This is a genomic window from Rhodococcus sp. I2R, from assembly GCF_020889545.1.
GTDB lineage: Bacteria > Actinomycetota > Actinomycetes > Mycobacteriales > Mycobacteriaceae > Rhodococcoides.
Window position 1 is genome coordinate 37,115 of sequence record NZ_JAHUTG010000021.1, and the last position, 16,202, is coordinate 53,316.

Here is a 16,202-nt window from a genome sequence, read left to right on the forward strand (position 1 = left end):
GAACCGTGCATTGTGCACTCCTTCGAACAAGACAATTGCGCAGCTCGCCGATATCTGGTCGACTCGTGTGCGTTGCTGACACCTCGCAACTTCACCAAGCGCTTCGCAACCCGGACGCCGTCGCTCGACCACATGCCGTCGACTCCAGGAGCTTTCCGACATGAACAGCATTGTTCCGGCCGATCGCGACTCGTCTCGAGTCGTTCCCGACCATCTCCAAGAGATCGCGGAGAAGGTGCTCTGGCTGTCGACCTCGATCATCCACCACGCGAACCGCGTACGCCCGAACCCCAGCGGACTCAAGGTCGGAGGCCACCAGGCCTCCTGCGCCTCGCTGGTCACGATCATGACGTCATTGTGGTTCGAACAACTCGAATCGGCGGACCGCGTGTCGGTGAAACCGCACGCGTCCCCGGTTCTCCACGCCATCAACTACCTGCTCGGTGAACTCGACGAGCATTACCTGACCACGCTCCGCTCCTTCGGTGGACTGCAGTCCTACCCTTCACGATCCAAGGACCCCGACCCCGTCGACTACTCGACCGGCTCGGTCGGAATCGGTGCCACCGCACCGATCTGGGGTGCGGTGTCACGCCGCTACGTCGAGGCGAGTTTCGGTGCCACCGAAAGCAGTTCGGCTCGGGAGCGGGCCGGCGGCTTCAGCGGACGGCAGTATTCGCTCGTCGGCGACGCCGAACTCGATGAGGGCGCCGTGTGGGAAGCCGTCATCGATCCTGGAATCACCGAGCTGGGTGAGATCGTGTGGATCGTCGACCTCAATCGCCAATCGCTCGATCGCGTCGTCCCCAACATCGCCGCCCGCCGCCTCGAGAAGATGTTCGACGCAGCAGGCTGGCAGGTCATCACCGTCAGATTCGGTCGCCTGCTCGAAGACCTGTTCGCTCGTCCCGGCGGGGACGCGTTGCGCCGCCGAATTCTCGACATGCCCAACCCCGAGTACCAGCGGCTGTTGCGGTGCACGGCTGCTCAGGTGCGCGACAGACTGCCAGGAGAGGGGCCCGAAGCCGCAGCGATTGCCGAGCTCATCGTCGATCTGGACGACACCGTGTTGACCGAATCGATCCGCAACCTCGGTGGACACGATCTGTCCGCACTCCGGCAGGCATACGCCCAGATCGAAGACACCCGACCGACCGCCATCATCGCCTACACGGTCAAGGGATTCGGACTCCCCACCCAGGGGCATCCGCAGAACCATTCATCGCTGTTGACCGTCGAGGAATACAACGCACTCGCGCAGTCGCTCGGCACCGATCCGAACAATCCTTGGACGCGATTCTCCGCCGAGAGCGGCCCCGGTCAAGAGTGCATCGAGACCGCGGATCGGTTGCGCAGAGCGAGAGTTCCGGATTCGAACCCGCCACCGGTTCCCGCGGACATCGGGCGCACACCGAAGGGAACCGCGACGACGCAGGCCGCGCTGGGCCGGGTTCTGCTCGATCTCACCCGCGAGGCACCGGACGCTGCCGCACGCGTGGTCACCGTCAGCCCCGACGTCAGTTCCACCACCAACCTCGGCGGCTGGGTGAACAAGGTGGGCGTGTGGTCCGCCACCGAGCGCAGGGACTGGTTCGAGGACGACGCCGAAACCATCATGCATTGGCGCGAGGATCCGACGGGCCAGCATATGGAACTCGGCATCGCCGAGACCAACCTGGTCGGTCTCATGGGTGAACTCGGTGCCACCTGGAGTCGCTGGGGCCAACCGCTGTTTCCGATCGGCGTCATGTACGACCCATTCGTCGAGCGCGCGCTCGAACCCTGGTCCTACGGCATCTACGCCGGCGGGCAATCCATCCTCGTCGGCACGCCGTCCGGGGTGACGTTGGCAGCGGAGGGCGGTGCACATCAGTCGATCAAAACCCCCTCGATCGGGCTGGAACAGCCTGAGTGCATCACCTACGAGCCGGCATTCGCAATCGACGTCGAATGGACTTTGCTCGCCAGCATCGGGCGACTCGGTCGACCCGACGGCACCTCGGCGTACCTGCGCCTGTCGACAAGACCGGTGAATCAGTCGCTCGCCGACGTCCCCACCGATCGGGCCGCGCGAGAACGTCGACGACGCCAGGTGGTGGCCGGTGGATATCCCCTCGTTCGACGCGAAAGCGCGGTCGTCACCATCGCCGCGATGGGTGCCCTCGTCACCGAGGCGCTCGCTGCCGCCGAACGGCTCGAACACATCGGTGTCGCGGCCGACGTCCTGTGCATCACCAGCCCCGGACAGCTCTACCGTGCCCTGCGTGCCCGCCAAGGTCACGCCAGCGACGACACTTGGATCCTCGACCAGCTCCTGCCTGCCGACCGAGCTACTCCGATGGTGACCGTGCTCGATGGCCACCCGCACACCCTCGCCTTCCTCGCCACGGTGAACCGCGTTGCCTCGACGTCGTTGGGCGTGAGCAACTTCGGGCAGGTCGGCTCGCTCGACGAGGTGTACAAGTACCACCGCATCGACGCCGATTCCATAGTCGGCGCCGCACTCGACGTCACCGGGAAGTAGCTACTCCTCGCGCACGCACCCCTGTTCGGGGGTAGTGGGGTGTGCTGCGGGTCACATACGTTCTGTTTCTGAGAAGAGCACGTACTGTGACCCGCCCCTGGAGAGACATGACCTCACTAACACCCGACGATGCGGTTACCCGCCACTCGCCACCACCACCTACCGCGCCGCCGAAGACCAGCGTGCGAAAAGTTGCCATCGCAAGCGGCATCGGAACCACTATCGAGTTCTACGACTTCTTCATCTACGGAACCGCTGCTGCCCTTGTCTTTCCGACGGTCTTCTTCCCTGCCCTCGGGGCGACCGCGGGCACAGTCGCGTCGTTCGCCACCTTCGCGGTCGCATTCATCGCCAGGCCGGTCGGAGCGGTGCTGTTCGGTCACTTCGGCGACCGTATCGGGCGCAAGAAGACACTGATCTCGACGCTGCTGCTGATGGGGATTTCCACCTTCGCCATCGGACTACTGCCGGGGGCCGCGACGATCGGCGTCGCCGCGCCGATCATCCTCGTGCTGTTGCGATTCGGGCAAGGTTTCGCGGTGGGAGGAGAATGGGCCGGCGCGACGCTGTTGACCGCCGAGTACGCGCCCGCAAAGAAGCGCGGGTTCTACGCGATGTTCCCGCAACTCGGCCCGTCCGCGGCATTCATTCTCTCCAGCGGCACCTTCCTCATCACCGGAGCTGTTTTCGGGGACACCAACGAGGTCTTCCTGAACTACGGCTGGCGAATCCCGTTCCTGCTCAGCGCCGTACTGGTTCTGATCGGCCTGTACATGCGCTTGGCGATCGAGGAGACACCGGTCTTCCGTGCCAATCAGGCAGCCGAGAAAGTAGCCGAGAAGACCACCGAAAAGCCGGTACGACTCCCGATTCTCGAAGCATGGCACGTACAGCGGAAGGAGATCCTGCTCTCGGCAGGAGCGCTGGCCTCACTGTTCTCGCTCTTCTACATGGGGACCGCGTATCTGACGAGCTACGGCACCAAAACCCTCGGCTACGACCGTCCGTTCGTGCTGTGGACGGGCCTTGTCGGAGCAGTCGTGTTCGGTCTTGCCATCGCCCTCTCGGCGATGTACTCCGACCGAGTGGGACGTCGCCGCGTCATCATGACATCGTGCGCCCTTGCCATTCCCTGGGCGATCGCACTGTTCCCGCTACTCGACACCGGCAATCAAGCGGTGTACATCCTGGCAATGTGCGTCACCCTCGCCATCTTCGGGATCGCCTACGGACCGACCGGCGCACTCCTGCCGGAGCTGTTCCAGACCAGGTTCCGGTACACCGGCGCCGGGTTGGGCTACAACCTCGCAGGAGTGCTGGGCGGGGCGATCCCGCCCCTGCTCGCCGCTCCGCTGACCGCCCAATTCGGCAGTATCGCAGTGGGAGTCATGCTCGCCGCCCTGTCCGTCCTGAGCCTGGTGTGCACCAAGGCACTCGTCGAAACCCGGCATGTCGACATGTCCGCCGACACCGCCGGGCGCTGAGCGTCATCCTTTGGCTGCGACCAGATCCAAGGCGATGTCGGTGATGAGGTCCTCCTGGCCGCCGACGAGGCCCCGTTCGCCGACCGCGAGCAGGATTGCGCGGGTGTCGAGTCCGTACTGGCGTGCGGCGGTCTCGGCATGACGAAGGAAGCTGGAATAGACACCCGCGTATCCCAGCGTCAGGGTTTCACGGTCCACCTGAACCGGCCGATCCTGTAGCGGCCGCACGATATCGTCGGCTGCGTCCTGCAACCCGAACAGGTCACAGTTGTGCTTCCACCCGTGCAGGTCGGCGACGGCGACGAACGGCTCAATCGGGCAGTTGCCTGCTCCCGCACCGTGGCCGGCGAGGGAGGCGTCGACTCGCATGACGCCTTCCTCCACCGCCACGACGGAGTTGGCCACGGACAGCGACAGATTCTGATGGGCGTGAATGCCGATCTGGGTCTCCGCGTCCAACACGTCCCGGTAGGCCCGCACCCGATCTCGCACACCGTTCATCGTCAGCCTGCCACCCGAGTCGGTCACGTACACGCAGTGTGCGCCATACGATTCCATCAGCTTCGCCTGTTCGGCGAGCTGGGCAGGCTCGGCGAGGTGCGACATCATCAGAAAGCCCGAGACGTCCATTCCCAGTTCGCGAGCGAATCCGATGTGCTGCGCCGACACATCGGCTTCGGTGCAGTGCGTGGCCACTCGAACCGAGGTGACGCCCAGGTCGAACGCGCGCTGGAGCTCCTTGACGGTACCGACACCGGGCAGGAGCAACGTCGTCAACTTCGCCCGATGCACCACCGATGCGGCGGCCTCGATCCACTCCCAGTCGGTGTTGCTACCGGGACCGTAGGTGAGGCTGTGGCCCGCAAGACCGTCGCCGTGAGTGACCTCGATGGCATCGACTCCGGCGCTGTCGAGGGCACTCGCGACGCGGGCGACGTTCTCTGGTGTGATGCGGTGCCGCATCGCGTGCATACCGTCGCGCAACGTCACATCCTGGATGTACAGGGCAGCGCCATCAGCGGCGTTCGAGCGTGTCGCACCGGTCGGTGCAGTATGGGTCGCGTCGTTCATCGTGCTGCCTCCAACATCGTATTCTCGGCGATCTTCTCGGCGACCTGCAGCGCTGCGGAGGTCATGATGTCGAGGTTGCCCGCGTATGCGGGCAGGTAATGCGCGGCGCCTTCGATTTCGAGGAACACCGACACCTTCCACAGCCCCGGCCCCTTCTCGACGCCGCCCGTCAGGGTGGCGACGGATTCGGCGTCGTCGAGCTGGGTGAACTGCACCTCCTGCTTGAGCCGGTATCCCGGCACGTACGCCGATACTTTCTCGATCATGTCGAGGATGGATCGACGGACCGCGTCCTGGTCCGGGGTACTCACCAGCGCGAGGACGGTGTCACGCATGATCAGCGGTGGTTCTGCCGGGTTGAGCACGATAATGGCCTTGCCGTGTGCTGCTCCCCCGACCTTCTCGATGGCCTCGGAAGTGGTTTCGGTGAACTCGTCGATGTTCGCTCGCGTGCCCGGTCCGGCCGACTTCGATGCGATCGAGGCCACGATCTCCGCGTAGTGAACGGGGGTGATCGCCGAGATCGCGGCAACGATCGGGATGGTGGCCTGACCACCACAGGTCACCATGTTGACATCCGGCGCCTCGAGGTGTTCCTCGAGGTTGACAGCGGGTACGACGAAGGGGCCGATCGCCGCGGGCGTCAGATCGATGAGCTGCTTTCCGTACGGCTGCAGCGCTTCTGCGTTGGCAACATGCGCTTTGGCGGAGGTGGAGTCGAAGACTATCGAGATATCCGCGAAATCGGGATGCTCGATCAGACCCTGCACACCGGTATCGACGGTGCTGATCCCCATCCGGCGCGCGCGGGCAAGTCCGTCGGAATCGGGGTCGATGCCGACGAGAACAGCGATCTCGACGTTCTTGGCAACTCTCTTCAGCTTGATGACGAGATCGGTACCGATATTGCCGGACCCGATCACCGCAACTTTGGTGATGCTCATGATTTCTCGCTTTCGTTTCGAGGAAGGTTCAGGCGGTGAACGTCGCGCTGACCCCACCGATACCGGTGATGGACGCGGTGTAGGTCGCGCCCGGCTTCACCGGCACCATCGGACCCAACGCCCCGGACAGGATCACCTCGCCGGCGCGCAGCGGCGATCCGTAGGACAGGCTGGTATTCGCCAGCCACACAAGCGCTTTCCACGGGCTACCGAGGCAGTCGGAACCCGTGCCTGCGGAAACGTGCTCGCCGTCGGCCGTCATGGTCATCTCGATGCCGGCCAGATCCGGTGCGTCGTCCTTCGCAACGGAATCTCCGAGCACGAACAGACCGGAGGAGGCATTGTCGGCGACCGTATCGGCCAGACTGATGTCCCATCCGGCGATGCGACTGTCGACGATCTCGAAGGAGGCGAAAACGCGATCGACGTAGTTCGGCGCCTGATCGGCGGTAATCAGTTCGTCGATGTCGGCCGAGAGGGTAAAGGCGATCTCGGCCTCGATCTTCGGTTGTAGCAGCCGCGACGAGTCCACGGCGGGATCGTCCGAGACATCGAAATCATCGAGAAGGACGCCGAAATCCGGTTGGTCTACTCCGACCTGCTGCTGCACCGACGCCGATGTCAGGCCGATCTTGCGTCCGATCACGCGCCGCCCGCCCGCGATGAGCGAGTCGATGTTGCGCGTCTGGATTCGATACGCGGCATCGATGTCCGCTCGGTCGATCAGGTCGCGCACCGGAGCGCACGGGGTGCTCGTGTGGGAGGCAGCGGCCAGGCGCTGCGCTGCTTCGTCGATCGCGTGTTCGTCCACCTTGGTCATGAAAAGCACGCTATGCCCGACCCGGCGCAGTGAATAGGATGTGTCCCATGAAACGGGACACGATGTCGCTTCTCGAGCGATACGCCCTGATCCTGGGCGTTTTTCCCGGCGGCACGGCATTGAGTCTCGCCGAGGTCACCACACGGACCGCGCTCCCCCGATCGACCACTCATCGATTGTTGGTCGAACTGGCCGATGTGGGGTGGTTGGCGCGCAGTGGAACCAAATTCGAGCTGGGCATGGCTCTGTTCGAGCTCGGCGAACGGGTCGGCCTCAAGCACCGACTGCGCACCGCGGCGCTACCGTTCATGCAGGATCTGTTCTCGGTAACCGAACAGACCGTCCACCTGGCCGTACGCGATGGTCACGACGCGGTCTACGTCGAGAAGATCCACGGGCATCTCTCGTTCCCGCTACCCTCGCAGATCGGCGGACGGCTTCCCCTCACGTGCACGGCCGTCGGCAAGGCACTGCTCGCGCCCGAGAGCAAGTCCGTTCAGCAGGACGTCCTGGCCCGGCCGCTGCGGCGCTTCACGCCACACTCCATCACCGATCCGAAAGTTCTGAGTCTCGAACTCGATTCCATTCGCCGAACCGGAGTTGCTCTCGAGCGCGAAGAAGCTGCACTCGGTGGCTGTTGCCTGGCATCTCCCGTCATGGTGAACAAGAAGCCCATTGCTGCACTTTCGGTTTCGGTACCCAAAGCCCAGTTCAAACCCGAACTGCTCGCGCCCGCCGTGCGCACGGCTGCGCTCGCGCTCGGCCGAGTGCTCACCCGTACCTCGCCCGATACCCCGGCCTAGTACCGCAGTAGCAATTGGAACTGCGGGCGCTCTGAGCTGCGGCTATGGCGGCATCGTTGGGGGGTTTCCTGGCATCGACGGCAACGTTCGGAACGGGCTCGACCGTTCTTGTCGGTGGGCGGTTGTACCTTCCCTGGCATGCAGAAGAAGTTGGGGGACTTCACCACAGCACACACGCTGTCCGACCAGGACATCGTGACCGGACTCGCGCACATCCACACCACCGAAACCCAGCTCGCCGCATCACGACTGGCAATGCTCACCGAAGCAGACCGACGAGGACTCGCACTGCAACTCGGCCACTCCACCATCAAACGCTGGTACGCCAAAGCCGTACGCCTCCCCGAAGGAAACATCGCCCACCAGATGACCCTCGGAAAATGGCTCACACACAACCCCACCGTCGCCGAAGCCCTCACCGACGGCACCATCCACTACCTCCACGTCAAAGCCATCGCCGACGCCACCGCCACCGTCCTCGCCGCCGACCCCACCCTCACCACGCAGAGACAGAACGAGATCACCGCCGTACTGCTCGACGTCGCCACCCGCGCCCTCCCCAAAGACGTCCACGACCGCGGCCAAGAACTCGCCCAACACGCCGCCAACGACGCCCGAGCCCGCCACGAAGCCGAACGACGACGCCACGAACAAGAACAACAACGCCGCAAAGCCGCTGACAGCCGCGAGAACCCCAGCCCCGAGGACCCCAGCCCCGGCCATCCGGCGCCAGACCCGACTCCCGATCCGGCGCCCGCCCCGCCTGCGCCTCCACCTGGCCCACCGCCGCTGCCGGTCGCCGAGAACACCGCCCTCAACAGACTCGGCATCTACCCACTGGCCAACGGCCGCAGCAAAATCGACGGCGACCTCGACACACTGACCGTCGAGAAACTCAAAGCCGCCCTGTCACCGCTGACCGCACCCACACCCTCACCCGACGGCACCCGCGACCCCCGCACACCCCACAAACGCAACGCCGACGGGCTCAGCGAACTCCTCGACCGCTACCTCCACACCCGCACAGGCACCGGATCAGGTGGCGCCCACGTCAACCTGATCGTCTCACTCACCGACCTCCTGAAAAAGCCCGCCGACCACCAGAACCCACACCCCCACAACACAGCTCAGCGCACCACCCCACCGAGTAGCAGTGACAACAGCCCCAGTGACGGCGACTGGCCATTCTGGCTGGACTGGACCGGCCCCATCAGCGGCCACCTCGCCGAATACCTCTCGTGCGATGCCCACCTCACCCCGATCATCGTCGACCACCACGGCGTGCCTCTCGCACTCGGCCGCAGCTTCCGGCTCGCATCCAACTCACTACGCCAAGCGGTCATCATCCGCGACCGATGCTGCGTGATGTGCGGACGACCAGCCCAATGGTGCCAAATCCACCACGTCACCTACTGGAACGACGGCGGCGCAACAGATCTCAACAACCTCGCGCTCCTCTGCACCGAATGCCACCGCGACATCCACAACACCGACTGGGAACTCGCCATGGGCGAGGACGGGCACCCGCACTCCATCCCGCCCCCCGAAACCGACCCCCAGCGTCGACCCATCCCCAGCTATCACCGGAGACGAAAACACTCCGCCTAGTCCAGGGCGACTACCACCCACCGAGAGTATGGCCCTGCCAACGACGCGTTGCGGCGATTTCGCGACTGCGGCGTCGACATCAGGGTATTCCCCGATGTGCTCAGCTCGGCCAAGGTCGATGATCGAGGGCGTGAACATCGAACAGTGGTGGCCGAAGCTCAGCAGCGAGACACGCGACTGGCTCGTCGAGCACAATGGGGAGCCGTTGGATGCAGCCGTCGGCGAGGACATCGCCGCGGCCACCGCCGGCTCCCCGGATCCGCGCTGGTGGTCCGGCAAACCCAGCGACGGATTGACCGACGAGGCAGTCGACTGGATCGAGGCACGCGCAAACAACGAGAATCCGGATACCTGACGAAACTTGTCTACCGGCCTCTGAGCGCGATCACTGACCGTCGCGGCAGATCATCACGGGGCACTGCCCGTGGTGCGCGAGGTTGCTGCTCGTCGATCCGAGGAAGGTGCGTGCCAGCACTCCGCGTCCGCGACTGCCCACGACGACGAGTTGTGACCGAGCGGACCGGTCGACGAGCGTCTTGGTGGCATTGCCTTGGTGCACCACTCGCTCGACGGCCACGTCGGGATACTTGTCGGTCCAGCCGGCCAGGCTTTCGGCCAACACAGCCGCTTCCTCACGCTCGACTCCCGCCCAGTCGGTGAACTCGGGGAAGGCGACGATCCCGTGGGCCGCACTGGCATTCCACGTGTGGACGGCAATTAGCGGTGCCGAGAAGTGGGAGGCTACCTCGAACGCGCGCTCCAGCGCGATCTCGCCGGTGGCACCACCGTCGACTCCCACCGTGATGGGGGCGTCGGCGCCCTGGGTTCCTTCACGCCAGATGACCACTGGACAGGCCGCTTTGTCGGCCACGGCCTTCGCGGTACTACCGAGCAGAATCGTGCTGACCAGTCCCGCACCGGAGTTACCGACCACGAGCATCCGCGCAGTGTGCGAGAGCTCTATCAGCATGGGTCCGGGCATCGCTGCTGGGTCGACGCTGGTGGTCACCGTGAGCGAGGGATGAGCCTTGCCGATCGATGCAGCCAGGCCGGAGAGAAGCCCCTCTACGGTTCGCTTCTCCTCCTCCCACACCTCGGCAGGAATCGCCAGAAGCGGCTCGCCGACGTAGGCAGCCGGTTCTCGAATCGCGCTGGCCAGGTGCAGCGGAGACCCCAGTCGCGCGGCCATCGCCGCCGCCCACCGCGCCGCGGAGGCACTCGCGTCCGACCCGTCGACTCCTGCCACGATCCTCTGACGATTCGCCAAAACCATTGTTTTCCCCTGTCTTCGACACGGCCGACGCGCCTGCGAGATGTATTGCCCGGTCCGGGTGCATCCGAGTGGTGGATGCCTGTCCATTGTCACGGCGCCCCTGCGTCCGAGAACAGGGCATTTCGTCCTCTGTTTCGGTACTGACATCCCCCCATGGTTGACATACCGCGTGATGCCGGGCACAGTTTGTTGGCACGACGCCAATAGGCTCAGATTCCGATGAACAGTCAAGGACGCACCATGACCGCAATCGCAGACCGCCCCAGTGCGGAACTGGAAACCGAGCTTGCCGACGTGCGGGCTCTTGCCCGGGGATTCTTCGAGAAAGACGTCGTCCCGCACCGCGAGGCCTTCGCGGCCGCCGGACGCCCGAGCCGCGAGGTTTACCGCCGCGCCGGAGACCTCGGACTCCTCGGCATGTCCGTTCCCGAGGAATACGGCGGCGGCGGCGGAGACTTCCGCCACGAGGCCGTGCTGTTCGAAGAGCAGGTGCGCGCCGGAGACTCCGCCATGCAGCTGGGCGTGCACAGCGGCATCGTGCCGCACTACATCCTCGCGTACGCATCCGAGGAGAACCGGGCGCGTTGGCTGCCGAAACTGTGCTCCGGCGAATGGATCGGTGCGATCGCGATGACCGAACCTGGCACCGGCTCGGACCTGCAGGGCATCACCACGCGAGCAGTCCGCGACGGCGAAGACTACGTGGTCACCGGAGGTAAGACGTTCATCTCCAACGGAGCGCACTGCGATCTCATCATCATCGCAGCGAAGACGGACCCGGCTGCGGGTGCCCGCGGGCTGTCCCTGCTCGTTGCCGAGGTATCCGACGACACTCCGGGATTCCACCGAGGACGGGTTCTGCACAAGATCGGCCAGAAAGGCCAGGACACCGCCGAGCTGACATTCGACGGCCTGCGCATCCCCGCCGCCAACATCCTGGGCGGGAGTGGAGCCGGCAGGAACGACCAGGCAAGCGGGTCCGAAGGCCGCGGATTCTCCCAGCTGATGCAGCAGCTCCCGCAGGAACGGCTCATCTGCGGTATCGCGGCCGCGGCCATGATCGATGCCGCTGTCGAGCAGACCGTGGAATACACCAAGTCGCGGACAGCGTTCGGCAAGACCCTGTTCGATCTTCAGAACACCAAATTCGAGTTGGCCGAGTGCGCCACCATCGGCCGAGTCGTGCGCACGTTCGTCGACGACGCCGTGGCCAAGCACGTGCGCAGCGAGCTCGATGTCACCACCGCCGCGATGGTCAAGTACTGGACGACCGACCGGCAGTTCGAGGTGGTCGACCGATGCCTGCAGCTCTTCGGTGGCTACGGCTACATGGAGGAATACCCCATCGCCCGCATGTTCGTCGACGGCCGCATCGCGCGCATCTACGCCGGCGCCAACGAGGTCATGAAAGACCTCATCTCCCGTTCCCTGTAGTTCTTTCGAACCCTGTATCTCCTTCGAGAAAGGCACCGCCCAATGGAGGCGTTTCTGTACGACGCGGTCCGAAGCCCACGCGGCCGCGGCAAGAGCTCCGGCTCGCTGCACACCATCAAACCCGTCGATCTGGCCGCGAGCACGTTGTCCACCCTGCTCTCACGAAACTCGCAACTCGATCCGGCCCTGATCGACGACATCGTTCTCGGTGTCGTCACCCCGGTCGGTGACCAAGGATGCGATATCGCCAGGACCGTCGCCATGGTCGCCGGCCTACCGGACAGCGTGGCGGGGGTCCAACTGAACCGGTTCTGCGGATCCGGTCTCGAGGCCGTCAACACTGCGGCACAGCGTGTTCGGTCCGGCTGGGACCAGCTCATCGTCGCCGGCGGCGTCGAATCGATGTCACGCGTGCCGTTGGGCGCGGACGGCGGCGCGTGGCCGTGTGACCCGATGACCAACTACGGCAGCTACTTCGTGCCGCAGGGTGTCAGCGCCGACCTCATCGCGACGATCGAGGGGTTCGATCGCGACGAGGTCGACGCTTTCGCAGTGCGTAGCCAGCAGCGTGCGGCACACGCTTGGTCCATGGGTCACTTCGAGAAGTCGGTCATCCCGGTGTTCGACGCGAACGGTCGACTCATGCTCGACCATGACGAGATCATGCGTCCCCACACCACGACTGCCGATCTCGCTGGGTTGAAGCCGTCCTTCGCTCAGATCGGTGAACTCGCCGGATTCGACGCCGTCGCCATGCAGAAGTACACCGAGGTCGAGCGCATCGACCACGTCCACCATGCCGGTAACTCTTCCGGCATCGTCGACGGCACCGCGATGGTCCTGGTCGGGTCCGAGGATGCCGGTCGCGCAGGTGGACTGACCCCGCGCGGACGCGTCGTCGCCGGCGTCGTTGCCGGATCCGATCCGACGCTGATGCTCACCGGTCCGGTGCCAGCCACCCACAAGGTGCTGGCAGCAGCCGGTCTCACCCTCGATGACATCGCCATTTTCGAGGTGAACGAGGCATTCGCCTCGGTGGTACTGAACTACGCGAAGAAGATGGACATCGACCACGACCGAATCAACGTCAACGGTGGCGCGATCGCAATGGGCCACCCACTCGGTGCGACCGGTGCCATGCTCACCGGAATGGCCCTCGACGAGCTCGAACGTCGCGGCGAGCGATACGCGCTGATCACCCTGTGCATCGGTGCAGGTATGGGCGTCGCCACCATCATCGAACGCCTCTAGACCCAATCACTTTCGATCACCCACCATGACGACGCCCGAAGGACACCCATGAGCACATCTGCTGCTGTGCGGACACCCACGATCACCGGCGAGGTCGGCAGCGACCGAGTACTCGTACTGACGATCGACGATCCGACACAGTCCACCAACACCATGAACACTGCGTTCGGTCAGTCGCTCGAGCAGACGGTCGACTGGCTCGAGGCCAACCGCGACGCGTACGACGGCGTCATCATCACCTCGGCGAAGGATTCCTTCTTCTCCGGCGGAGATCTCGAGCTGCTGCGCGACGCCGGCCCGACCGAGCACGCGGCCATCGCCGACGCCCTCGATTTCACCAAGGACAAGTTCCGTCGCCTCGAGAAGCTGGGCAAGCCCGTCGTGGCTGCGCTCGGCGGCACCGCTCTGGGCGGCGGCTTCGAGATCGCGCTGGCCTGCCATCATCGAATCTCGTTGAACAAGCGCAATACTCGATTCGGACTCCCCGAGGTCACACTCGGTCTCCTGCCCGGAGCCGGTGGAGTCACCAGAACGGTCCGCATGTTCGGCATCGTCAAAGCCCTGACTCAGGTGGTCGGACAGGGCCAGCGGTATCGGCCGGCAAAGGCTCTCGAACTCGGACTCGTCGACGAGGTCGTCGACACGCACGAGGAGATGATGGCGAGCGCACGTGCCTGGATCGTCGCCAATCCTGAGGCCGTGCAGCCCTGGGACAAAAAGGGATTCAAGATTCCCGGTGGGACCGCGGCCTCGCCCGCATTGGCCGCGCAGTTGCCTGCCTTCGCTGCAACGGTGCGCAAGCAGGTCAAGGGTGCGCCCATGCCAGCTCCCATCGCGGTGGTCGCGGCGGCAGTGGAGGGGTCCGTCCTGGACTTCGACTCGGCCTCACAGGTGGAGACCCGGCACTGCACCTCCCTCGCGTGCGGCGCGGTATCGGGAAATCTGATCCAGTCGATGTTCTTCGATCTCGGGTCCATCAACAAGGGTGGATCCCGTCCGAGCGCAGAGCCACATCGCGTGCCGGAGAAGGTGCTGGTGATCGGTGCCGGGATGATGGGCGCTGCCATCGCCTACGTCGTCGCCTCGGCAAAGGTGCCCGTCGTGCTACGCGATGTTTCCGTCGAGTCTGCAGAGCGCGGAAAAGACTACGCTCGTTCCATTCTCGGCAAGGCTGTCGCGAAGGGCCGCAAGACCCAGGCCGACGCCGACGCGGTGCTGGCGCTCATCACCCCGAGTTCGGATCCGGCCGATGCCGAGGGATGCGATCTCGTCGTCGAGGCAGTGTTCGAGGACCCCGCCGTCAAACAGGGCGCCTTCGAGGCCGTCGACAAGTACCTGACCGCCGACGCACTGCTGTGCTCGAACACCTCGACGCTGCCCATCACCGAACTGTCGAAGGGAGTCTCGCGCACCTCGGACTTCATCGGTACGCACTTCTTCTCACCTGTGGACAAGATGCCGCTGGTGGAAATCGTGGTGGGAGAACACACCAGCGACTCGGCACTGGCCCGCGCGTTCGACTTTGTCCGCTTGATCGGCAAGACACCCATCGTCGTCGGTGACAGTCACGGGTTCTTCACCACCAGAGTCATCGGCCGTTTCATGGACGAGGCGATCTCGCTCGTCGCCGAGGGCGTGCACCCGGCAACTGTCGAGCAGGCTGCACTGCAGGCCGGTTACCCCTCCGGGGCCCTGGCTTTGATGGACGAGATCTCGTTGACCCTCTCGCGCCACATCCGCGAGGGAATGGCAGAGGCCGCCCGCGTCGACGGCCGGACTTGGACCGACTCGAAGTCCTACGCACTGGTCGACCGCATGGTCGACGAGTTCGATCGCGCAGGACGCAAGGCCGGGCGGGGTTTCTACGAGTACGCCGAGGACGGGTCCAAGGCAGGACTGTGGCCCGGACTCGTCGAGCACTACCACCGGCCGGATCACGGAATTCCGTTCGAGGACATGATGGATCGCATGCTGATCGCGCAGTCCCTCGACTCGGTCGCATGCCTCGACGAGCGTGTGCTGCGCACGGTGGCGGACGCGAACATCGGATCGATTCTCGGTATCGGATATCCCGCCTGGACCGGTGGTGTACTCCAGTTCGTCGGGCAGTTCGAGGGAGGTCCGCAGGGATTCGTGGCGCGAGCCGATGAACTGCGAGCCCGCTACGGTGATCGGTTCCGTGTTCCGCAGTCGCTGCGTACACGCACCGAGCCGTACCGCTGACGCGGCGCGGTGCCATCATGGGGACCATGCCGGCTACGAGTACCCCAAAATGGAACCGACTGGAGCCGGACGAGCGCCGCACACAGATCCTTGCGAGCGCCGTCCGGTTGTTCGGTGACAAGGCATACACAGAGGTATCGATGTCGGAGGTGGCGGCATCCGCGGGTGTTGCCCGTGGGCTGATCCACCACTACATCGGGAGCAAACGGGACCTGTATCTGGAGAGCGTTCGGTTCCTGGTCACGGTCCCGCCGCTCGAAGAGGTGCACCTGCCCACGGGTTCGCTCGAGGAGCGGGCCCGTGGCAGCGTGCACTGGCTGGTCGGCGTGATCGAGACCCACGGTACGGCGTGGGTCTCGATGGCGAGTGGATCCGGCGTCGACGAGCAGGTCGCCCAGATTCTCGACGACGCGGACGATCTTGCAGCCGAGCGTGTACTGCAGGCGACGTCGTTCGAGGGCACGGGCACAGATCGCCTGCTTGCCGCGTCCGCGGTGCGGGCATTCGGCGGGATGGTGAAGGCGGCAGGTCGAGAATGGCTCGTCCGCGGCACGCTCACCCGCGAGCAGGTCGAAACGCTGTTGACCGATGCACTGGTCTCCGTACTCGCAACCGTCCGATCGATGACGGATGCGTAAAGAACGAGAGCCGTAGCGGCTCTCGTTCTTTCGCGTTTCCGCGCCTCTGGAACCGACCACACGGTCCACGAGGTCGCCCGTGTCCGCGCTGTTGACACTGCGCCAACAAGATGGAACTGTGACCTCATT

Annotated in this window: 13 protein-coding genes; 9 read left to right on the forward strand and 4 right to left on the reverse strand. The window is 64.7% G+C overall.

From position 1 onward, the window contains the following. The first annotated feature begins 160 nt into the window (after positions 1-160). Together KVY23_RS19325 and KVY23_RS19330 are read left to right on the forward strand one after the other, a co-directional pair. Positions 161-2,524 carry a pyruvate dehydrogenase gene (locus KVY23_RS19325; RefSeq protein WP_230557859.1) on the forward strand — a complete coding sequence of 788 codons (2,364 nt, stop codon included), beginning with the start codon at positions 161-163 and terminating at the stop codon, positions 2,522-2,524. 107 nt (positions 2,525-2,631) lie between these two features. Continuing rightward, on the forward strand, positions 2,632-4,008 hold the full coding sequence (locus KVY23_RS19330) for an MFS transporter (RefSeq protein ID WP_230557860.1): 1,377 nt from the start codon (positions 2,632-2,634) through the stop codon (positions 4,006-4,008). A 3-nt stretch (positions 4,009-4,011) separates the two neighbouring features. On the opposite strand, the gene dmpG is transcribed toward KVY23_RS19330, so the two are convergent. The 3 genes from dmpG to KVY23_RS19345 are packed head-to-tail and all read right to left on the reverse strand — an operon-like array spanning position 4,012 to position 6,843. Then, positions 4,012-5,079 (reverse strand): 4-hydroxy-2-oxovalerate aldolase, encoded by a 1,068-nt coding sequence (gene dmpG / locus KVY23_RS19335; RefSeq protein WP_230557861.1) that lies wholly within the window; start codon positions 5,077-5,079, stop codon positions 4,012-4,014. Next, complete coding sequence (locus KVY23_RS19340) at positions 5,076-6,023, reverse strand: acetaldehyde dehydrogenase (acetylating) (RefSeq protein WP_230557862.1); 948 nt, start codon at positions 6,021-6,023, stop codon at positions 5,076-5,078. Before KVY23_RS19340 ends, dmpG begins: the two co-directional genes overlap by 4 nt. A gap of 28 nt (positions 6,024-6,051) precedes the next feature. Beyond that, on the reverse strand, positions 6,052-6,843 hold the full coding sequence (locus KVY23_RS19345) for a 2-keto-4-pentenoate hydratase (protein WP_230557863.1): 792 nt from the start codon (positions 6,841-6,843) through the stop codon (positions 6,052-6,054). Between the two features lie 47 nt (positions 6,844-6,890). Here KVY23_RS19345 and KVY23_RS19350 point away from each other — a divergent pair, with 47 nt between their 5' ends. From KVY23_RS19350 to KVY23_RS19360, 3 genes are all read left to right on the forward strand, one after another. Beyond that, positions 6,891-7,646, forward strand: a complete 756-nt coding sequence (locus tag KVY23_RS19350) for an IclR family transcriptional regulator (RefSeq protein WP_230557864.1) — start codon at positions 6,891-6,893, stop codon at positions 7,644-7,646. Positions 7,647-7,784: 138 nt separating this feature from the next. After that, the gene (locus tag KVY23_RS19355; protein ID WP_230557865.1) at positions 7,785-9,254 is read left to right on the forward strand and encodes an HNH endonuclease signature motif containing protein; all 1,470 of its coding nucleotides are present in this window, start codon (positions 7,785-7,787) and stop codon (positions 9,252-9,254) included. A 130-nt stretch (positions 9,255-9,384) separates the two neighbouring features. Beyond that, on the forward strand, positions 9,385-9,609 hold the full coding sequence (locus KVY23_RS19360; protein WP_230557866.1) for a hypothetical protein: 225 nt from the start codon (positions 9,385-9,387) through the stop codon (positions 9,607-9,609). 30 nt (positions 9,610-9,639) lie between these two features. Here KVY23_RS19360 and KVY23_RS19365 read toward each other — a convergent pair whose 3' ends face one another. Next, complete coding sequence (locus KVY23_RS19365) at positions 9,640-10,527, reverse strand: universal stress protein (protein ID WP_230557867.1); 888 nt, start codon at positions 10,525-10,527, stop codon at positions 9,640-9,642. Positions 10,528-10,767: 240 nt separating this feature from the next. Between KVY23_RS19365 and KVY23_RS19370 the strand changes: the two genes are divergently transcribed. The 4 genes from KVY23_RS19370 to KVY23_RS19385 are packed head-to-tail and all read left to right on the forward strand — an operon-like array spanning position 10,768 to position 16,073. After that, entirely contained in the window at positions 10,768-11,961 is a 1,194-nt protein-coding gene (locus tag KVY23_RS19370) for an acyl-CoA dehydrogenase family protein (RefSeq protein ID WP_230557868.1), read from the forward strand. 42 nt (positions 11,962-12,003) lie between these two features. Further along, positions 12,004-13,212: an acetyl-CoA C-acetyltransferase gene (locus tag KVY23_RS19375; RefSeq protein WP_230557869.1), complete on the forward strand. Its 1,209-nt coding sequence runs from the start codon at positions 12,004-12,006 to the stop codon at positions 13,210-13,212. Positions 13,213-13,260: 48 nt separating this feature from the next. Then, complete coding sequence (locus KVY23_RS19380; RefSeq protein WP_230557870.1) at positions 13,261-15,435, forward strand: 3-hydroxyacyl-CoA dehydrogenase NAD-binding domain-containing protein; 2,175 nt, start codon at positions 13,261-13,263, stop codon at positions 15,433-15,435. Positions 15,436-15,461: 26 nt separating this feature from the next. After that, the gene (locus KVY23_RS19385; RefSeq protein WP_230557871.1) at positions 15,462-16,073 is read left to right on the forward strand and encodes a TetR/AcrR family transcriptional regulator; all 612 of its coding nucleotides are present in this window, start codon (positions 15,462-15,464) and stop codon (positions 16,071-16,073) included. Positions 16,074-16,202 lie beyond the last annotated feature (129 nt).

Coding starts and splice junctions, on each gene's coding strand:
- KVY23_RS19340 (WP_230557862.1), bottom strand. CDS start 6,023: ATGAGCATCACCAAAGTTGCGGTGATCGGGTCCGGCAATATCGGTACC.
- KVY23_RS19345 (WP_230557863.1), bottom strand. CDS start 6,843: ATGACCAAGGTGGACGAACACGCGATCGACGAAGCAGCGCAGCGCCTG.
- KVY23_RS19355 (WP_230557865.1), top strand. CDS start 7,785: ATGCAGAAGAAGTTGGGGGACTTCACCACAGCACACACGCTGTCCGAC.
- KVY23_RS19380 (WP_230557870.1), top strand. CDS start 13,261: ATGAGCACATCTGCTGCTGTGCGGACACCCACGATCACCGGCGAGGTC.
- KVY23_RS19365 (WP_230557867.1), bottom strand. CDS start 10,527: ATGGTTTTGGCGAATCGTCAGAGGATCGTGGCAGGAGTCGACGGGTCG.
- KVY23_RS19375 (WP_230557869.1), top strand. CDS start 12,004: ATGGAGGCGTTTCTGTACGACGCGGTCCGAAGCCCACGCGGCCGCGGC.
- KVY23_RS19325 (WP_230557859.1), top strand. CDS start 161: ATGAACAGCATTGTTCCGGCCGATCGCGACTCGTCTCGAGTCGTTCCC.
- KVY23_RS19385 (WP_230557871.1), top strand. CDS start 15,462: ATGCCGGCTACGAGTACCCCAAAATGGAACCGACTGGAGCCGGACGAG.
- KVY23_RS19330 (WP_230557860.1), top strand. CDS start 2,632: ATGACCTCACTAACACCCGACGATGCGGTTACCCGCCACTCGCCACCA.
- KVY23_RS19350 (WP_230557864.1), top strand. CDS start 6,891: ATGAAACGGGACACGATGTCGCTTCTCGAGCGATACGCCCTGATCCTG.
- dmpG (WP_230557861.1), bottom strand. CDS start 5,079: ATGAACGACGCGACCCATACTGCACCGACCGGTGCGACACGCTCGAAC.
- KVY23_RS19370 (WP_230557868.1), top strand. CDS start 10,768: ATGACCGCAATCGCAGACCGCCCCAGTGCGGAACTGGAAACCGAGCTT.